This is a genomic window from Shigella sonnei, from assembly GCF_002950395.1.
Taxonomy (GTDB): Bacteria; Pseudomonadota; Gammaproteobacteria; order Enterobacterales; family Enterobacteriaceae; genus ECMA0423.
The window spans coordinates 2,446,783-2,463,448 of the sequence record NZ_CP026802.1 but is presented as its reverse complement, the minus strand read 5'-3'; the positions used below and the strand labels follow the sequence as shown (position 1 = coordinate 2,463,448).

The 16,666-nt window shown below is 54.1% G+C and carries 7 protein-coding genes, 1 tRNA gene and 3 pseudogenes; 1 reads left to right on the top strand and 10 read right to left on the bottom strand.

The annotated features are described in order from the left end of the window. Window positions 1-337: 337 nt before the first annotated feature. Window positions 338-414: transfer RNA gene (locus C1P89_RS13045), tRNA-Arg, on the top strand. Window positions 415-458: 44 nt separating this feature from the next. Here C1P89_RS13045 and envY read toward each other — a convergent pair. The 10 genes and pseudogenes from envY to cusR form a co-directional block, all read right to left on the bottom strand. Further along, on the bottom strand, window positions 459-1,220 hold the full coding sequence (gene envY / locus C1P89_RS13040) for a DNA-binding transcriptional regulator EnvY (protein ID WP_001177463.1): 762 nt from the start codon (window positions 1,218-1,220) through the stop codon (window positions 459-461). A gap of 182 nt (window positions 1,221-1,402) precedes the next feature. Then, window positions 1,403-2,293: a DUF4434 family protein gene (locus C1P89_RS13035; protein WP_001224601.1), complete on the bottom strand. Its 891-nt coding sequence runs from the start codon at window positions 2,291-2,293 to the stop codon at window positions 1,403-1,405. Beyond that, window positions 2,294-5,266: a bacteriophage adsorption protein NfrA gene (gene nfrA / locus C1P89_RS13030; RefSeq protein ID WP_000662370.1), complete on the bottom strand. Its 2,973-nt coding sequence runs from the start codon at window positions 5,264-5,266 to the stop codon at window positions 2,294-2,296. It abuts the gene before it with no gap. Continuing rightward, a pseudogene (locus C1P89_RS13025) lies at window positions 5,253-5,993 on the bottom strand (GspE/PulE/PilB domain-containing protein); the annotation flags it as partial. The pseudogene C1P89_RS13025 and the gene nfrA, both read right to left, overlap by 14 nt. Before the next feature lie 6 nt (window positions 5,994-5,999). After that, a protein-coding gene (locus C1P89_RS13020) for an IS1-like element IS1A family transposase (protein WP_237158186.1) occupies window positions 6,000-6,697 on the bottom strand; the annotation gives its coding sequence in 2 pieces (ribosomal slippage) (window positions 6,000-6,448 and window positions 6,448-6,697; 699 coding nt in all). Between the two features lie 33 nt (window positions 6,698-6,730). After that, window positions 6,731-11,272 (bottom strand): annotated as a pseudogene (locus C1P89_RS13015) (RHS repeat-associated core domain-containing protein). 19 nt (window positions 11,273-11,291) lie between these two features. After that, window positions 11,292-11,753 (bottom strand): DcrB-related protein, encoded by a 462-nt coding sequence (locus tag C1P89_RS13005; protein WP_001160804.1) that lies wholly within the window; start codon window positions 11,751-11,753, stop codon window positions 11,292-11,294. 27 nt (window positions 11,754-11,780) lie between these two features. Continuing rightward, window positions 11,781-13,683 (bottom strand): annotated as a pseudogene (locus C1P89_RS13000) (type VI secretion system Vgr family protein). A 737-nt stretch (window positions 13,684-14,420) separates the two neighbouring features. Then, entirely contained in the window at window positions 14,421-15,869 is a 1,449-nt protein-coding gene (gene cusS / locus C1P89_RS12995) for a Cu(+)/Ag(+) sensor histidine kinase CusS (protein ID WP_000253815.1), read from the bottom strand. Beyond that, window positions 15,859-16,542 (bottom strand): copper response regulator transcription factor CusR, encoded by a 684-nt coding sequence (gene cusR, locus C1P89_RS12990; protein WP_000770953.1) that lies wholly within the window; start codon window positions 16,540-16,542, stop codon window positions 15,859-15,861. The genes cusS and cusR overlap by 11 nt, the downstream gene beginning before the upstream one ends. Window positions 16,543-16,666 lie beyond the last annotated feature (124 nt).

Sequence of the window (16,666 nt, the reverse complement as noted above, 5' to 3'; positions counted from 1 at the left end):
AAACACCATCATACACTAAATCAGTAAGTTGGCAGCATCACCGACATTCTGATGATAGGATGAGTATCCATAATGATCACCGACGTTGGTTTCATAGTTACCAGTCTCATAGGAGCGGACAATTTTCCGTTAGGGCGGTAAATTGTACTTTGATACATGAAAATACGGGTTTTCTTGATTCAAACGCGCAGCGGTGTGCATTTGTTTGCCGCTATAGCGTAATAAATCAGAAAATCAGACGCGGTCGTTCACTTGTTCAGCAACCAGATCAAAAGCCATTGACTCAGCAAGGGTTGACCGTATAATTCACGCGATTACACCGCATTGCGGTATCAACGCGCCCTTAGCTCAGTTGGATAGAGCAACGACCTTCTAAGTCGTGGGCCGCAGGTTCGAATCCTGCAGGGCGCGCCATTTCTTCTTCATTTAACCCCGTCTTATCCGTTCCGCTTTGCTCTTCACCACATCACTTTTTGTCGCTGTTTGGCGAGATAATTCAACGGTGTCAGGCCGTAAAACGCCTTAAAAACAGAGATAAAGTACGACGTGCTGCTATAGCCACATAATTGCGCCACCTGAGTGATATTTTTGTTATCCATCAATAACATCTGTACGGCGTAACGCATACGACACTCTGTGACAATCTGGCTATAGCTGATATTTTCGTTTTTTAATTTCTTTTTGAGCAGGCTGGGGCTTAAACATAGCGAACTGGCGACAATTCGCAGATTCCAGTAATGCTGAATATCGCTTTGAATAATGCGGCAGACGCTGTCGCGGACGCTGCTGCGTAAGATATACATCAGTAGGGCAATAAACCGCGATTGCTCAAGAAAGTTAGACAATACGGTAAAAAGCAATGCGCGCGTCAACTCCGCTTCGCAGGGTTTGCTGGGTTGCTGCTTGCTGTGGTTGGCGGCTAGCCGGAACACTTCCGGTGTACGGCTATGACAAGCGATAACCGGGGTTGCCAGCCGCGACCAGGGCTTTACACAGGTTAAGTTCTTATTTAAAAACAACAGATAATCGTTGATGATGTTACGGTTGATGTGGGTGATTAATACGTGATTTAACGTTGAGAGTTCAATGACGTTATTGTTGCACGCGAAGGCGGCCAGGTAGTTTTTCGGAAGGGTAAACGTAGCATGGTTATTGACGCTTACCTCTACCTCTTTTTCGGTCAGGATCACCACGCAAGGTTCACTGCTGCTCAATTGCATTTCGCACTCCTCAGATATCAGAAACTCCGCTCAAAGGATCTATGCTTCCTGCATGAGTGATCGGCCCGTTCGCCGATAACGATCTTCTTTCTTTAGCACGCTTTTTAGCAATTAATCTTGATGGAATTCTGACGAGAGCGAAAGAGGTAAGCCAGGTCGTACCCGACTTACCTGGAGGAGATTTAATACTCGAGAATGCCGTGCGCGACGGGCAAATAGCGCAGAGAGAAATAGAGAGTGTCTTTACCGCAAGAGGAACGTTTCGCTAACAGCGAGGCGATCTCTGCATCCGGTTTCGGTTTCGCTGTAAAGGTTTTGCCTTTGCCGGCGACAAACAGTTCATAAACAATGCCGCTTGCTGGGGCGGAGCTTTGGCAATCGGCGCTGGCCTGTAGATAACGTTCACGCTGTTCAGCGGTAAGTTTATCCACGCCGCTGCCATCCTGTACCCAGACATTAACTCCGGTTGCTTTAACTTGTTCCAGCAGTTGGCGATAGCCATCTGGCGACATGTTTCCGGCGAAAAAACTACTGATATAAACCGGTTTTGCTGAAACATCGCTAATCAGCCGCTGCGCGTTGTTTAACCATGTTAGCAAAGGCTGACGGGCAGCTTCGCTGCGCCAGTTCAGGTCGTCAATTTCCGCCCTGATGTACCAGCCATCCGGCGTTATGCCAGGCGCGGCGCTCCATAATCTGGCTTGCTGGAGATCGGCAGCCAGCAGGCGATTAAGATAGCTTTCCAGCGCTGCGGACGACTGTTTCTGGTGCATAAAAAATTCCGGATCGGCGTTCAGCCCGACAATCAGTTTCAGGCCAGCCTGTTGCGCAGCTGCGGCACGCTTAAACAATAACGTGCGCTGTTCTGGCTGGGTAAATGCATCGCCGTAACGGGTCCATTGCAAAACCAGGGTATCGAAGCCTTGCAAACGTAACTGACTCATCAGCCCCTGCCACTGGGTATCGGTAACCTGACTATCTCGGTTTTGTGGTTGCCAGATAATACCTTTCATCGCAAAGGAAAAAGGGCTGACCAAAAGCAGTGTCAGCAATACGAAAATGAACTTACGCATTTACCAGTGCACTCCAATGGTGAGAAACGCGTTGTTGCGCTCTCCGTTACGTTGATTAATCGCCTTAAAGGTATGTTGATACTCGACGCCGAGACTGACTTTGTGCGGCCAGGCGTCGTAGTGCGTCTCGCCGGTCCAGATATTCCAGCGGACCCCGACTCCGCCAAGCTGCGCGCCCTGAGTGCCTTTATCACGATAGCCGTTGTCCTGAACGTGAGCGTAAGGCTCAATAGTCTGTCCGTTAGCTACCTTCTGATGCCAGCTGACGCGATAATCTGCCGTCCACGCCTGAATATCCTGGCGGATATATTGCGCCGCATCGAGGTACAGGTTTTGGGCAAACCAGCCTGAACCGTTCGGGTGCCATTCGTCGCTGTATTTGCCGCCATTAAAGAATGAGGCGCTGGCGCGCAGCATGGTATCGGATGCGCCATTTTGCCCGTTCAGCGGCAACTGCTGTTCGACGGCGAGGAAAAAGATCTGATCGCGCAGCGGCTTCCAGCGCAGACCGGTGCCGGACATCGGATTTTTCACCGGCATCATCACCCCGTTTTCTCCGGTATCGGCAAAGACGCGGCTATAAACTGAGAGCAGGTCGCCTTCCAGCAGCATATTGCGTCCGATGCGGTACTCGGCTTCCAGTTGCCCGTAGCTACGATAGCTTTTCCCTGGCGCTGCGCCGCCAACATTATTGTTAGCGGTACTCATTGCCCCGGAACGCAAGCCGATAGAAGAATCGAAACTGAACGTCCAGCGGCGACCGACCTCCTCATGCAAACGGCGGAAATTGAAGCGTTGTTGATTTTGCTCTGGGGTCAGTGGGGTTATCAGCGCCTGATTATCAATGTCATCAATCACCAGCCGGGCGTAGTGCTGCGTCGCAGGCATGTCATCCAGACGCTGGTTCACGTAGGCCAGTTGTCGGATCAGTGCCGGATCGTCCGGAAGCCTTTTATGCGCCTGTTCGAGCATTTCCCGCGACTGTGCGATATCACCGCTATCCCACAAGGCGTAACCAAGCGCTGCCTGGATGTTGCTATTATTCGGTTCCAGTTCCAGCGCGGCGCGCAAATCACTCACCGCGGCCGGGACATTATGACGTTGGCGATAAATTGTCGCCCGCGCAACGTAAGCGTTGGCAGAAGGCGCAATATTGATTGAGCGCGTGAGATCGTTCAGTGCGAGTTCCGGCTGACCAGGAATGTAACGTTGTGCATGCAGCCACCAGTAGAGGGCATTGCTTCCCAGTCCACGTTGTTCTGCCTGTTGTAGCCAGCGATCGCGAGCCGCACCATTTCCTGCCGCCTGGGCGGTATTGGCAGCAGCAAGCAGATCCTCATTGCTCATGTCGTGAAGACTGATTTTCTGCCAGGCCGCCAGTGCGGTGGCGTAGTCCTCAACCTGATACGCCTGATAGGCTACCGCACGATGTTGCCAGGCGCTCGGTTGTCGTTGTTCGGCCTGAAGCCATGCATACAACGCCACACCGGGTAGCGTGTCCCGATAACACTTTGCCAGACGGTTCCAGGCGGCAGCATCGTAGGAAGGCGACATATCGCCCAGCAAGCGAACTATTGCCGGGCAATTATCTGCAATACCCGGCAACTGACTTTGCCACTGACGTTGCTCCGCCAGCGGTAAGGGTTTCGATAAAATCGCCACCTTCGCCGGCGTTGCCAGGTAAGGATGACTTTCCAGCAGAGACGCCAGTCGCGCCATTAAAGTCTGGCTGACACGCGCATCGCCCTGGAAAGGATAGCGTTGCAGCAATAAATCGGCAGCTTCGCGTGACTGCTCGTTCTGCATCAGTTGCCAGGTCAGTTGATCCAGGCGGGTAAGATTTGCCGGTTCTTGCTGATACAGCAATCGTGCCAGACGCAGAGATTCAGCCTTGTTACGGGTCGCCACGCTGACAGCATAACGCTCCTCAAGCATTTCATTGGCGGGGAGGGTGGCGAGCAGTTTTTGCGCTGCGTCGTACTGACCTTCTTTTAACAGCACCGGTAGCGTCGCGCCAACAACATACTGGCGGTTATCGGCAAACTGCACCGTATAATTCGCCAATGCCTGAACGGGGTTGGCGCTGTATTTAGATAACAGATAGAGCCAACTTTTCTCTTGTGCGTCCGTGGTAAACAGCGGCTTATTTTCATTGAGATAATGCTGGAGGCGTGCTTTTTCGCCACGATAAGCCAGCGCGGTCGCGTAAGTAATATATGACTGAGGATCGGTGAAGATCCCCTGTGATTGCAGTGCTAGGATCCGATCGTCCAGCTGCCCGGCAAGAAGCACGTCAAACCACTGACGGCGTTCTGCCGCGCTTAATGTGTTCTGCTGGCGTGCTTCATTGTATAGCGTATCTGCCTGGGACCATTGTTTCAGGTAGATTGCCCGTTGCAGCAGATCGGTTCGCAGCGTTTTTCCTTCCGGCGATGCAGCAAACGTCGCATCGTTCAGTTGCGCTCTGGCGACAGGTAACTGTGCAAGCCGCAGGGCATTCTGCCCGACTTCACTGCGACAACGCAGGGTCGGTGCAGCATCGCACGCTTTTTGCTGGGCAAGCAGTTCTTCAACAGTTGTAACGCTTTTCACTTCAACCGGAATAGCCGCCAGACTGCGCTCAAGTCGGGCATCTCCTGGGTGACGTTTCAGTTGATCCTCAAGCAACAGCCGCGCCCGGTCATCATGACCAAAATGGCGATAGGCTTCCGCAAGGTATAAAGTCAGCGGAATATTATCCGGCACCTGCTGGTGTATATATTCAAATTCGCGGATGGCGGTTGCTTCGTCGTTATTTTTCTGTGCCTTCAGCGCCTTATCGAGACGGGGATAAATAACAAAATGGCGATAATCGCTCAGCCCCAGCTCTTCTGCGCTGGTGCCGATATTGTCTGCGAGTGCGCTGGTACTCAATAAAGACGTCAGCAGTAAACCAGACCATCCGATGACGCGATTAAGGTTATTCTCCTTCATTTTCGGACTCCAGTTGCGCAACCTGTTCTGTGTTTAAACCTGCTTTGAGTAATAGTGATTGCATCGAAACTTGTAATTCGCGTTGAATTGTCAGGACGCGATCCAACGTTTCCTGGCTGATAACGCCTTCGGTGACCAAAAACTTGCCGAGCGGCAGAGAACTGCGTTCATGGCGCAATAACAACACGTTAATTGCTGAACGATTAATATGACCGAGCGTGGTCAGTATTTCGGCGAACAGGAACTGATGCGGCACATATTGCCGCCAGATTTCACCGGCCTGCTGTTCCGTGAGCCACTGATGCTGAACCGCATTGTACAACATTGCCCGCGGATCGTGACCGCGTCGGCGTGCATACCAGTGACGTAACCCCGTGACAATTTGTCCCCGCAGAACAATGAAGTAACGCACTTTGCGTCCGACTTTACGCGTCAGGGCCGCCAGCGAAACCGGGTCAATACCATCTTCACTGCCGACAATTAACTCATCATTTTCCAGACGCAGCGGCAGTACCGCATAATGCAGCGCCACGGAGGCCGGCATTTCGGCAATCAGCGAGGAAGGGATCTGCCAGGCATCGATGGATTCCCACGCCACGCCGTTTTGCTCTGCCAGCGCCTGTGCCAGCTGCTCGGCGCTAATCAGCCCCTGCATCAGCATTGAACCGCCCAAGCGTAGACCTTCGACGCGATTACGCAGTGCTGTATCGAGTTGTTCGGTAATGACTCCAACTTATTGATAGTGTTTTATGTTCAGATAATGCCCGATGACTTTGTCATGCAGCTCCACCGATTTTGAGAACGACAGCGACTTCCGTCCCAGCCGTGCCAGGTGCTGCCTCAGATTCAGGTTATGCCGCTCAATTCGCTGCGTATATCGCTTGCTGATTACGTGCAGCTTTCCCTTCAGGCGGGATTCATACAGCGGCCAGCCATCCGTCATCCATATCACCACGTCAAAGGGTGACAGCAGGCTCATAAGACGCCCCAGCGTCGCCATAGTGCGTTCACCGAATACGTGCGCAACAACCGTCTTCCGGAGACTGTCATACGCGTAAAACAGCGAGCGCTGGCGCGATTTAGCCCCGACATAGCCCCACTGTTCGTCCATTTCCGCGCAGACGATGACGTCACTGCCCGGCTGTATGCGCGAGGTTACCGACTGCGGCCTGAGTTTTTTAAGTGACGTAAAATCGTGTTGAGGCCAACGCCCATAATGCGTGCAGTTGCCCGGCATCCAACGCCATTCATGGCCATATCAATGATTTTCTGGTGCGTACCGGGTTGAGAAGCGGTGTAAGTGAACTGCAGTTGCCATGTTTTACGGCAGTGAGAGCAGAGATAGCGCTGATGTCCGGCAGTGCTTTTGCCGTTACGCACCACCCCGTCAGTAGCTGAACAGGAGGGACAGCTGATAGAAACAGAAGCCACTGGAGCACCTCAAAAACACCATCATACACTAAATCAGTAAGTTGGCAGCATCACCTTGTTTATTTGACTACGTGATAAACGAACCCCATCCAGGAAACCCGTATGCCCACTAACACGACGACCATCGCCAATATAGTCCATCAAACTGCTGATTTTAGAACTTGCAGCCAATCCCAGCGGATCAACCCACCCACAAGGATTCGGCACATACCGGTAAGTCTGCTCCCCGCCCTGCAACCCCAGCGGATCACTCACCAGGTACATTCCGGTTTCCGGCTCGTAATACCGGAACCGATTATAGCACAGCCCGGATTCCGCATCCTGCCACTGTCCTGCATACAGCAGGCCGGGGTCGGCTTCCGGGTCCAGTTCCCCGCGCGGGTCCGGGTAGCCGGTGTCTGCGGGCAGGCTGAGTGCCAGCCCCCACAGGCTGGTCTGCCCCGGTCGCCAGACCGTCTTTCCTTCACTGTTAAAGAGCATCAGCGGGCGGCCCGTCAGGTCGCTCACCGCATGATTCGTCCGCGTCACCCACTGCGGGGCCACCGACGGATGCGCCTGCCGTACCCGGCTGAACTGCTGGCTTATCAGCTCAAAGCCGTTAAACACCAGGTGCCTTACGCTGTACAGTTTATCATCGCGGTATTCCCGGATTTCCGCAATACTGTCGCCGTCCCACAGATACGTGAAGCGGATTTTCTTCCGGTCGCAGCGTTTCTCTGTTCGTCTGCCGCTGGCGTCGTGGCGGTATTCCCACAGCTCACCCTGTGCGCTGCAATACCCGGTCAGCTGGTCCCGGCTGTCCCACCGGAACCGCTCTGTTTCCGGTCGGTAGCCGTCACGGTGTCTGGTGCGGCTGACCATCCGGCCTGCGGCGTCATAGTCATACTGCGTGTTTCCGGCCTGTTTCAGCCGGTGGCCTCCGGCATACTGGTCAGTCTCTTCACTTATCCGGTGCCTGCCCGCAGACTGCGCCTTCAGGTAGCCGCAGCTGTCATAGCCATAGGACTCATCGCCTTCGCCATAGCCCAGCCCGGTGCCTGAGGCTGTCACCGCCGTGACCTGGCCGTTCCGGTCCAGCCGATACTCCCGCCGTGTTTCCCGTCCGTAATCTTCCCGGCTGGTGACGCCTGACACGTTACCCGCGCTGTCGTAACGGTACTCCCGTACCAGTGAGGGAACCAGCCCGTCCCATGTGGCTTCTGCCGGAAAAAATCCGGCGCGCTGACTGACAGGCTGACCGGCTGCATTCCAGCCCTGTTCACAGGCAAAACCCCGGTTACTGTGCCGGAGCACTTCACGTCCCGCCTCATCACGGCTGAACGTCAGCGTCTCATCCCCGGCAGAATGACCTCTGTCAGTTCTCCGGCGGCGTTGTAGCGGTACGTGGTTTTCAGCAGGGATTCACCGGGGTGTCTGTCGCGTTCATCTTCCGGTGGCAGGATACAGCGGATGACGGTGTGTTCATCGGGGTAGTTGTATTCAATGGCCCGTCGGCCCTGAGTGGTGACATTCACCCGCCCGCGTTCGTCATAGCCGGTGCGCTGTGATGTGCCGTCCGGGCTGAAGATACCCGTCAGCCTGCCGGATTTGTCATAGGCATACTGCGTTTTGCCTTCCGGCGAGATGATTTCTGCCAGGCGGCCTGCGGCGTCCCGGCTGTAGAGGATGGTTTCCTCCAGGCCGTTAACCCTGGCGGTACAGAGGCCATCGGCGTCATAGCGGTAACGCCAGACCACGCCGCCCCAGTCACGCTCTTCCGTCACCCGGCCGCAGTTATCCAGAACATAAAGATATGACTCACCCTGCGGGTTGATGACTTCTGTCAGTTGCAGCGTGTCTTTATCGTAGCGGTACTGCCAGCGGTGGCCTTCACCGTCCGTTCGCGCCACCGGAAAATCGAACGGACCGTATTCCATCGTCCAGACAACACCGTTGCCGTCCGTCCAGGCCAGCAGGTTGCCGTGGCGGTCATAGCGAAATCCTTCCGCGCCGGTTCCAGCACGTTCAATGCCGCTCAGTTTATGGTGCTGCTGCCACTGTAACCGCACTGACTGACCGCCGGGGCCGCGCATCTTCACTGGCAGGTCGTGACCGCTGTATTCGGTGTGGTGTTCACGGCCCATCACGTCGGTGAGTGTTTCCGGCCGGTTGTGGTGGTCGTACTCTATGCCCAGACGCCGTTCATCCTGGCGGAATATTCCCGACAGCAGCCCCTGAGCGGTGTATGCCAGCCGGGTCTCTTCGCCCTGTGGCGACACCAGACTTACCGGCAGGCCGCGTTCATCACACTGCTGTGTCCACGTCTGCCCGGCAGGGTCGGTGATGTTGCTGAGCAGGCCGCGCTCATCATAGCGGTACTGCCACTCCGCGCCGTCTGCCGCCGTGTAACGGCTTAACTGACCGTGTGCGGCGTTGTATTCAAATTTCTCCACCCGCCCGGCAGGGGAGTGGCGGGCCAGCAGGTGATGGAATTCATCCCATTCATACATGGTGGTGCTGCCGTCCGGCGCTTCTTCCCGCAGAATATTGCCGTCAGGATCATAGTAATAACGGTGAATGCCCTTGCCGTCCGTCACGGTGGTGCAGCCGTCACCATAGTCCAGCGTGGCGTTGTAATAGCCCTCCGCCCCGGTGACATTCACGCACCGGCCCTGTTCATCGTAGGTGAAACGGCTCCACGTCTGGTCGTTATCGGACCAGCGGATGATCCGGTCCGCAGCGTCGTACTCATAAAACAGGTGGTAGTCCAGCCGCGCATCCGCTTCTGTCAGCCGCCCCCGCGCATCCTGTTCGTAGGTCGCCAGCGTCTGTATGTCGTTATCCGTGCGGTGAATGGCTTTCAGGTAGCCGCTGGCGTGGTACGTCAGTTTAAGCCGGATCCCGTCGGTGTGACTGACACCCGTGATCCGGTACTGGCTGTCGCGCTCAAACGTGATGCGGTTGCTGGCGGTGTCGCTCATCCCGCCCAGCATGTACATCCGGTCATTGGGGCTGTGTGCCAGGCGGTCATCGCTGGTATCGTCAGTCACCGGGTGGCGCAGACGCATTCCCGGAAAGGCGTCATAAAAGAAGCGGCTGCTCAGTGCATCCCTGTCGAACAGCTCCAGATAATCATCGCGGCGGCGCAGAATGTACTGGGCGTGATACGGGTTAACCGCCGTATCACTGTCACCGTCGAAGGCAAATCTCAGCGTGGCTCCCTGGCTGATGATATCCACCCGGTTTCCCTGTTCACGCACCCAGGCGTATTCGCTCCAGGAGTCGCTCCAGCCCACGCCGGTCAGGCCATGCAGCGGCAGTACAGAACTGTGGAAACGGGTGAAGGAGAGGGGGAGGGTCTGGCCCAGGGTGAAGTCGGTACGTTCGTCGCAGTATGCGCCGGTTACCGGATCGACAGGATCTGTTACCCATCTGATGACTTTATTGGCAATACTTTTTAACGACTTACCTGTTTTCCCCAGCAACGCGCCGAGCTTTGCGCCCAGCAGCTTCCCGCTTTTCCCCAGCAGTTTCCCAGTTTGCCGAGTCTCGCCAGATTCTTCAGTTTTCCCAGTAGTCCCGCTGGCGGCAGAAGATAGCTGGCTATCGTTATTCCCCCCAGGATCATTCTCTGCCACGGCGGGAACTCCGGCTGGATATCCAGATATGTGACCTGCTCACCGCCAATAAAGACGTCCGGCGAACCTCCCACGATCGCCGCACTGCACTCCAGTTTGTCGCCCTTGCGCGCGGCAGGCTGATTGTTGATAAAGACGTTGCTGCTGCCCTGGGCTATCCTCGGTGGTTTGTTCTCCTTGTCGCAGAGCGCCGTGTCCTCACCGGCTTCCGGGAAATCCACATCTTTTTTGATTTCGCCACGCCCGCCCACCATGGTGGCAAACTCCATTAATACCGGACCGGCGGGAAACAGAAGCGATGCGCCGGCGCTGACGCGATCCATAAAACCGGCATTGCTGTCCGTCAGGGTGATAACAGCGTTCCCCCAGGCCTTCGCCAGTGGTACTGCTTTTTCCGCTGCCGATTCAAGCAGGTCAGTGGCAATATCACCCCATGAGGGTTCCCCCTGTGGGACTTCAGGTATTGCTCCAGGTGGGGGAGGAGGGGGAAGGGTGACCGCTGCACGTGCGGCCAGCTCGCCGTTAATTTTTACGTTTTCAGAACCGGTATTGATGGCGCCGTCCGTGTCACAAAAGCTGTTTATCCATGATTCAAGCTGGTTCTGTTTCTCCTCCACATAATCACTCGCCTTATAGCTGGCATACATCAGCGCAGGTACCAGAACCAGCGCATAAGGGCCGGTGGCACAGGCGGCCATAATCAGGCAACCTTCTGCGATGGTCACTATCGCCCCCAGTACGGCCCCTGCCAGCGCCCCCAAAAAACTCTTGTGCTGAATTTCATCGCCCAGCCTGGCGGCGGGGGGCCAGACTTTTTTGATGCCAACATCTGTGCAATGGCTTTGTCGTTGGCTGCCCGTTTCATCTGGCTGGCGACCATCGCCTGCTGTGACAGCATTCGCATTGCCAGCGTACCGCCTGCGGTCGCTCCCTGTGGCCCGCCTGGTCCTTCACTCATGTGTTATCCCTCGTTTATGTCAGCGCGGCTGGTCCTTTTGGATGTCATTCTCCGGTGGCAACGGGGTGAAGCTCTTTATCACCTCCAGCAGCATCGTCTTTTGACTGTTCTTCAGGGATAAGGAGGTGCTGAAAGTGAAGGTCAGCAGCGTATCTCCACGCCGCTGGAATACGGCTATCTGGCTAATCCGCCCCTGATTCCCCTCATCTTCCGGACCGTTCCAGGAATAATCCAGCAGCCAGGCCGGGGCCTCTGCCAGAGTGATTTCCCGGCAGGCATGTTCGGTGTACCCATCAAGTTTGCCCTGGTACAGCGCCAGCGTTTCCTGGTACAGCTCTGGTGTCAGGGTTCCCTGTGGAACGGCTTCGCGGGTAATGACCAGGTTGATGCCACTGTTATCTGTGGACACCAGGACCTGCATTGACTGATCCTGCCATTGAGACGGCAGTTGAATGTGGCCTTCATTAAAAGTGAACTGCATAAAATACTCCCTGATAATCTGAGTGAATCAGTTGATGAAAACAGAACCGCCCACGATGGTGATGCCATCCTTCGACAGCCTGATTACCGTCGATTCCCCGACCTGTAGCTGAATGCTATCCGGCGTCAGCGCAATTTTGCTTTCCTCCACGGCCAGCAAAATTTCCTTAATCGCCGTATAAGCCTGTATACCGTCGCCTTCGCCACCATTGTTTACAGCGTCAACATGCACCGAACCGGCAATCGTGCCTCTGTCCTGAAAGACATCCTCAGATAAAGACCCTTTCAGTACTCCGGTGATCTTGTGGCCTTTTTCCACCGTAAGAAGGCGGTTACCTTCCTGGATCGTGACCGTCTGGTCATTTTTTACGGTTTCGCGGTGATCGTGTTTTACGGTGGTGGTACGGTCGTTGAGCACTTCGGTATCCATGTTCTTCTGCGCGTGGATGTAGACCTGTTCTCTCCCTGTCGCATCATCAAACTTCAGCTCATTAAATCCGCTGCCCATGTACGTTTTGGAGCGGATGGTCATCTGCGTCTTTGTTCCCGGCAGGCTGCCGGGGGGGGCGGTTTTCCTGGTGGTAGGTGCGCCCCATAATGATCGGCTGGTCCGGATCGCCGTTGAGGAAGTCTACAATCACTTCCTGACCCACACGCGGTATCGCCAGGTGGCCAAAACCGGTGCCTGCCCACGCCTGTGCCACACGGATCCAGCACGAACTGTCTTGGTCTGCCGGGTTATAACGGTCCCAGTTGAACTTCACCCGCACGCGACCATGTTCGTCGCAGAAGATTTCCTCGCCTGCCGGTCCTGTCACGACAGCGCTCTGCGGGCCGTCGACCAGCGGTTTCAGCAACGGCTGTGGTCGCCATGTTCTGTCTGCCGGGATCACCGCAAAATGGTTCTCCAGCGCCGTCCCCGCTCCCTGCCGTCCTGGCACCGCCTGTGGCTGTTCGCCGTGCAGTTCACTTGCCACCACCTGCCATTCCCGGTTCAGGTTCGCCTGCGGATGCCCCGTCAGCACAATTCGTCGTCCCGGCCATATCTCCGGCGAGCGACTCATTCCCCGCGCGGTTTCTGCATTGTTTCGCCAGCCGTCCATCTGCCAGCGGGCAAAGTTCTGCCCGTGAGCACCCTTGAAACGTCCGGGGTAGTCATACACTTCATACTGCGTGCGCTGGTAGTCCTGGTGCTGGCCTTCCTGTTCAAAACGTCCGGCCCAGCCGGGGCGTTTAAAGGTGTAGTCTTTGGTCACCACGGAAGAAGGGCGGATTTGTGCGCTGTAGCGGAACTGGCTGATGCAGAGGGTGCTCACCTCGGTACGGGTGTTCGGGTTCCATGGGATTTCAAAAGATTCGGGCAGATGGCGGACTGTGTCGCACAGCACCAGGCTCTGGTCGGTACTTTTGTAAGCATGCTCCTCATAAAAGAAGATGCCTTCCTCCGCCGCCATCCGGCACAGGAAATCGTAATCAGTCTCACCGTACTGGACACAAAACTCACGGGAAGGATGCGGCTCGCTGAACAGCGGACTCCATTCGGTCACCCCGTTTTCCTGCAACATCGTGCCGAGGATGCTTTTGATGTCCTCGTTCTGGAAGATACGGAAGTTCTGGCGCAGACCGGCACGCCACAGCGGCGGGTGCACCTTCATGCTGTACAGCATCTGGTTTTTGTCGTTCTCCCCGAGTTCAAACCAGGTCACCACGCCTTTCACCCGGCGCTGTACTTCATCGCCCTGCCATATCGTCAGGTAGGCCATTTTGTCCAGCACCTGCGCAAATTCAAGGGAGAGAAACTGCTGGCTGACCAGGGAGAGATCGAGGGAAAAGAGCGAAGAGAGTGACTGGTTCAGATGAAAGGAAACCACCGCAAAAGCGTCCGGCGGCAGGCCGTCCACTTCCAGTGTGAAACGTAATCCGGTTGACATAGCAACCTCCAGTAAAATGAATAATGATCCGTACCGTACAACTGCGGATAATGTGATAAGCGGGACGACTTCAGACGTTATTAGGGAAGGAACAGAAAATGCTATGGTTATGTGAGAATTTTGTTTAAATATTACTTTACAGAAACGGGTGTCTGTTCAGTCAAAAAAATAATCACAAGCTCAACCTCTTGTTTCTTGGCGTTATTCAGGACAGGTACGCATATCACAACGAGTAACAAAAACGCAAAGTTAAACCAATATTCATAATATATTTTTATTCACAGCAATAAATAATCCAATTAACATTATTAAAATGAATGATTGCATAAGAAATATATGCTACCGCTCCACCCATGATAACATGATCTGCACATTGCACATCTTAACGTTGTTAAATACTGGCTCAATAGTGGATATTTTAAATTAGGAATTTATCAAATTCACTTGACAAATAGATTGAGTGAATAATATAACAATTAATGATGATTAATCGCGATTAAATTATTCATTGCTTTATATGATAGATGGCTTGTTTATAACGATGAAAATTTAGAAAGGGCATTGTGATCTACAATTGGAAGAAACACAGATTTAACTAAGTTTCATATACAAACATCTCGTGAAACTTTGAAAAATAAAAGCCTTCGATATTTCATATGTTTAATAAGTTTTTCTCTAATTTGTTGATCAACAATACCAGGAGGTGATGCACCACGCCCTGAATTTGAACTTAATAATCACTCTCTCTCCGGCAGCATAATCACAAACCTTGTCCCCCGCGCATCTGACGTTACTGCAACCGTGCCTTTATGCGCGACAACAATCGATTTCACTATCGCCAGCCCAATGCCGCTACCTTCGCCTTTTCGCTGGCGGGAAGGGTCAACGCGGTAGAAACGGTCAAACAATCGCGGTAAGTGCTCGGGCGCAATGGGCGTACCGGGGTTTTCGACGGTAACTTGCACCTGGTGATCGACCGTCTGACAGCGCACTACAATTGTCTCTCTGGTTGGCGTATAACGCAGGGCATTAGAAAGCAGGTTGCTTAACGCCCGACGCAGCATCAGCGGATCGCCCGCAACCTGACATTTGTCGCCAACAAATCGCAACTCCACGCCGCGATCTTCCGCTAACGCCTCGAAAAAATCGAACACTTTGCCGACTTCATCCGCCAGGTTGAGCATTTTCTTTTCGGGGATTAGCTGGTTGTTATCGGCCTGAGCGAGAAACAGCATATCGCTGACCATTTTCGCCATTCGCGTCAGCTCTTCGAGATTAGAGTAGAGCACATCTTCCAGCTCCTTCTGGCTGCGAGACTGGCTGAGGGCGATTTCCGTTTGCGTGATGAGATTGGTAATCGGCGTGCGAATTTCGTGAGCGATATCCGCTGAGAAATTGGACTGGCGGGTAAAGACATCCTCAATACGCTCGATCATATGGTTGAACGACAGTACCAGCTGTTCCAGCTCAATGGGCTCGGTCTGCGGGTCAAGGCGAACGTCGAGATCTTTCGAGGTGATATTCTGGATTTGACGGCTGACGCTGCGGATCGGCGCGTGACCTTTATGTACCGCCAATAGCACGATAAAGACGATCAGGATGCTGATGACAGATGCGGTCATAATAAGTTTATTCATCAAATCATTTATGTAATGAAGATGAAAATCGATCGAAAGCGCGATGTAGAGCGTATAAATCGGTTTGCCGTCCACCAACGGGCCAACCGGCAAGTTAATCATCCGCCAGTTGCTGTGTTCCATATGCCCGTGACCGTGGCCTGGCATCATAATCGTCGGGCCGGAAAGGAGATACACCTCGCCACCCTGAGCGTCTTTATCGGGTATGGCGTCACGCGTAAACTCGCGGATATCCGGCGCACCGGGGGAGTGATACACCGTTTTGCCGTGGCTATCTGCCAGGGAAATCAACACGTTGGAATAACCACTGACGATATCTTCCAGCGTCATTAAGCGTCGGGCTTGCGTCTCGTCAGGATGATTAAGTACCCGTTCAAGGGTGGCGCTAATTTCTTTTAAATCATTAATATCCTGCTCGGCAAAATGCACTTTCACTGAGTGGATCATGATCCATGCAAAGGCGAAAAACGCCGCGATGGTGGCCAGGCTGATAAAAAAGGTCAGACGGGTTGCCAGCGAAAACGGGCGCTGAAATGGCTTACTGACCATCCGGCACCTCAAGCATATAGCCCACGCCGCGCACGGTCTGAATCAGCTTCGGCTCAAAGTCGTTGTCGATTTTGCCGCGTAGCCGCTTCACCGCCACATCAATGGCGTTAGTGTCGCTGTCGAAATTCATGTCCCACACCTGCGAGGCGATAAGCGAGCGGGGCAGCACTTCGCCCTGATGGCGGAGAAAAAACTCCAGCAGAGTAAACTCTTTACTGGTCAGAGTGATGCGCGTGCCGCTGCGGGTGACTTTGCGGCTGACGAGATCGACCATCAGATCGGCAACCTGAAACTGACTTTCGATAATCACCGCCGCCCCGCGCCGCAGGAGAGTGCGCACCCGCGCCAGCAGTTCAGCAAAAGCGAACGGCTTCACCAGATAGTCATCGGCCCCCAACTCCAGCCCCTTGACGCGATGTTCAATGGTGCCAAGCGCGGTAAGCAACAGAATCGGCATCCCTTTATTGGCGGAGCGCAACATGCGCACGATATCCCAGCCGTTCACGTCCGGCAGCATAATATCGAGGATTATCAGGTCATAATCACCGGTCATCGCCAGATGGTAGCCATTCAGCCCGTTGTCGGCCAAATCGACCACAAAACCGGCTTCGGTTAACCCTTTGGTCAAGTATTCTCCGGTTTTCTTTTCATCTTCGACAATCAACAGTTTCATTTTTCCTCCGCATGTTGCCCGGGCAATTCTAGAGTAGCGGGATCAGATGGCAATCGCTTATTGGCAAAATGACAATTTTGTCATTTTCCTGTCACCGGAAAATCAGAGCCTGGCGAGTAAAGTT

Coding starts and splice junctions, on each gene's coding strand:
- envY (WP_001177463.1), bottom strand. CDS start 1,220: ATGCAATTGAGCAGCAGTGAACCTTGCGTGGTGATCCTGACCGAAAAA.
- C1P89_RS13035 (WP_001224601.1), bottom strand. CDS start 2,293: ATGCGTAAGTTCATTTTCGTATTGCTGACACTGCTTTTGGTCAGCCCT.
- nfrA (WP_000662370.1), bottom strand. CDS start 5,266: ATGAAGGAGAATAACCTTAATCGCGTCATCGGATGGTCTGGTTTACTG.
- C1P89_RS13005 (WP_001160804.1), bottom strand. CDS start 11,753: ATGCAGTTCACTTTTAATGAAGGCCACATTCAACTGCCGTCTCAATGG.
- cusS (WP_000253815.1), bottom strand. CDS start 15,869: ATGGTCAGTAAGCCATTTCAGCGCCCGTTTTCGCTGGCAACCCGTCTG.
- cusR (WP_000770953.1), bottom strand. CDS start 16,542: ATGAAACTGTTGATTGTCGAAGATGAAAAGAAAACCGGAGAATACTTG.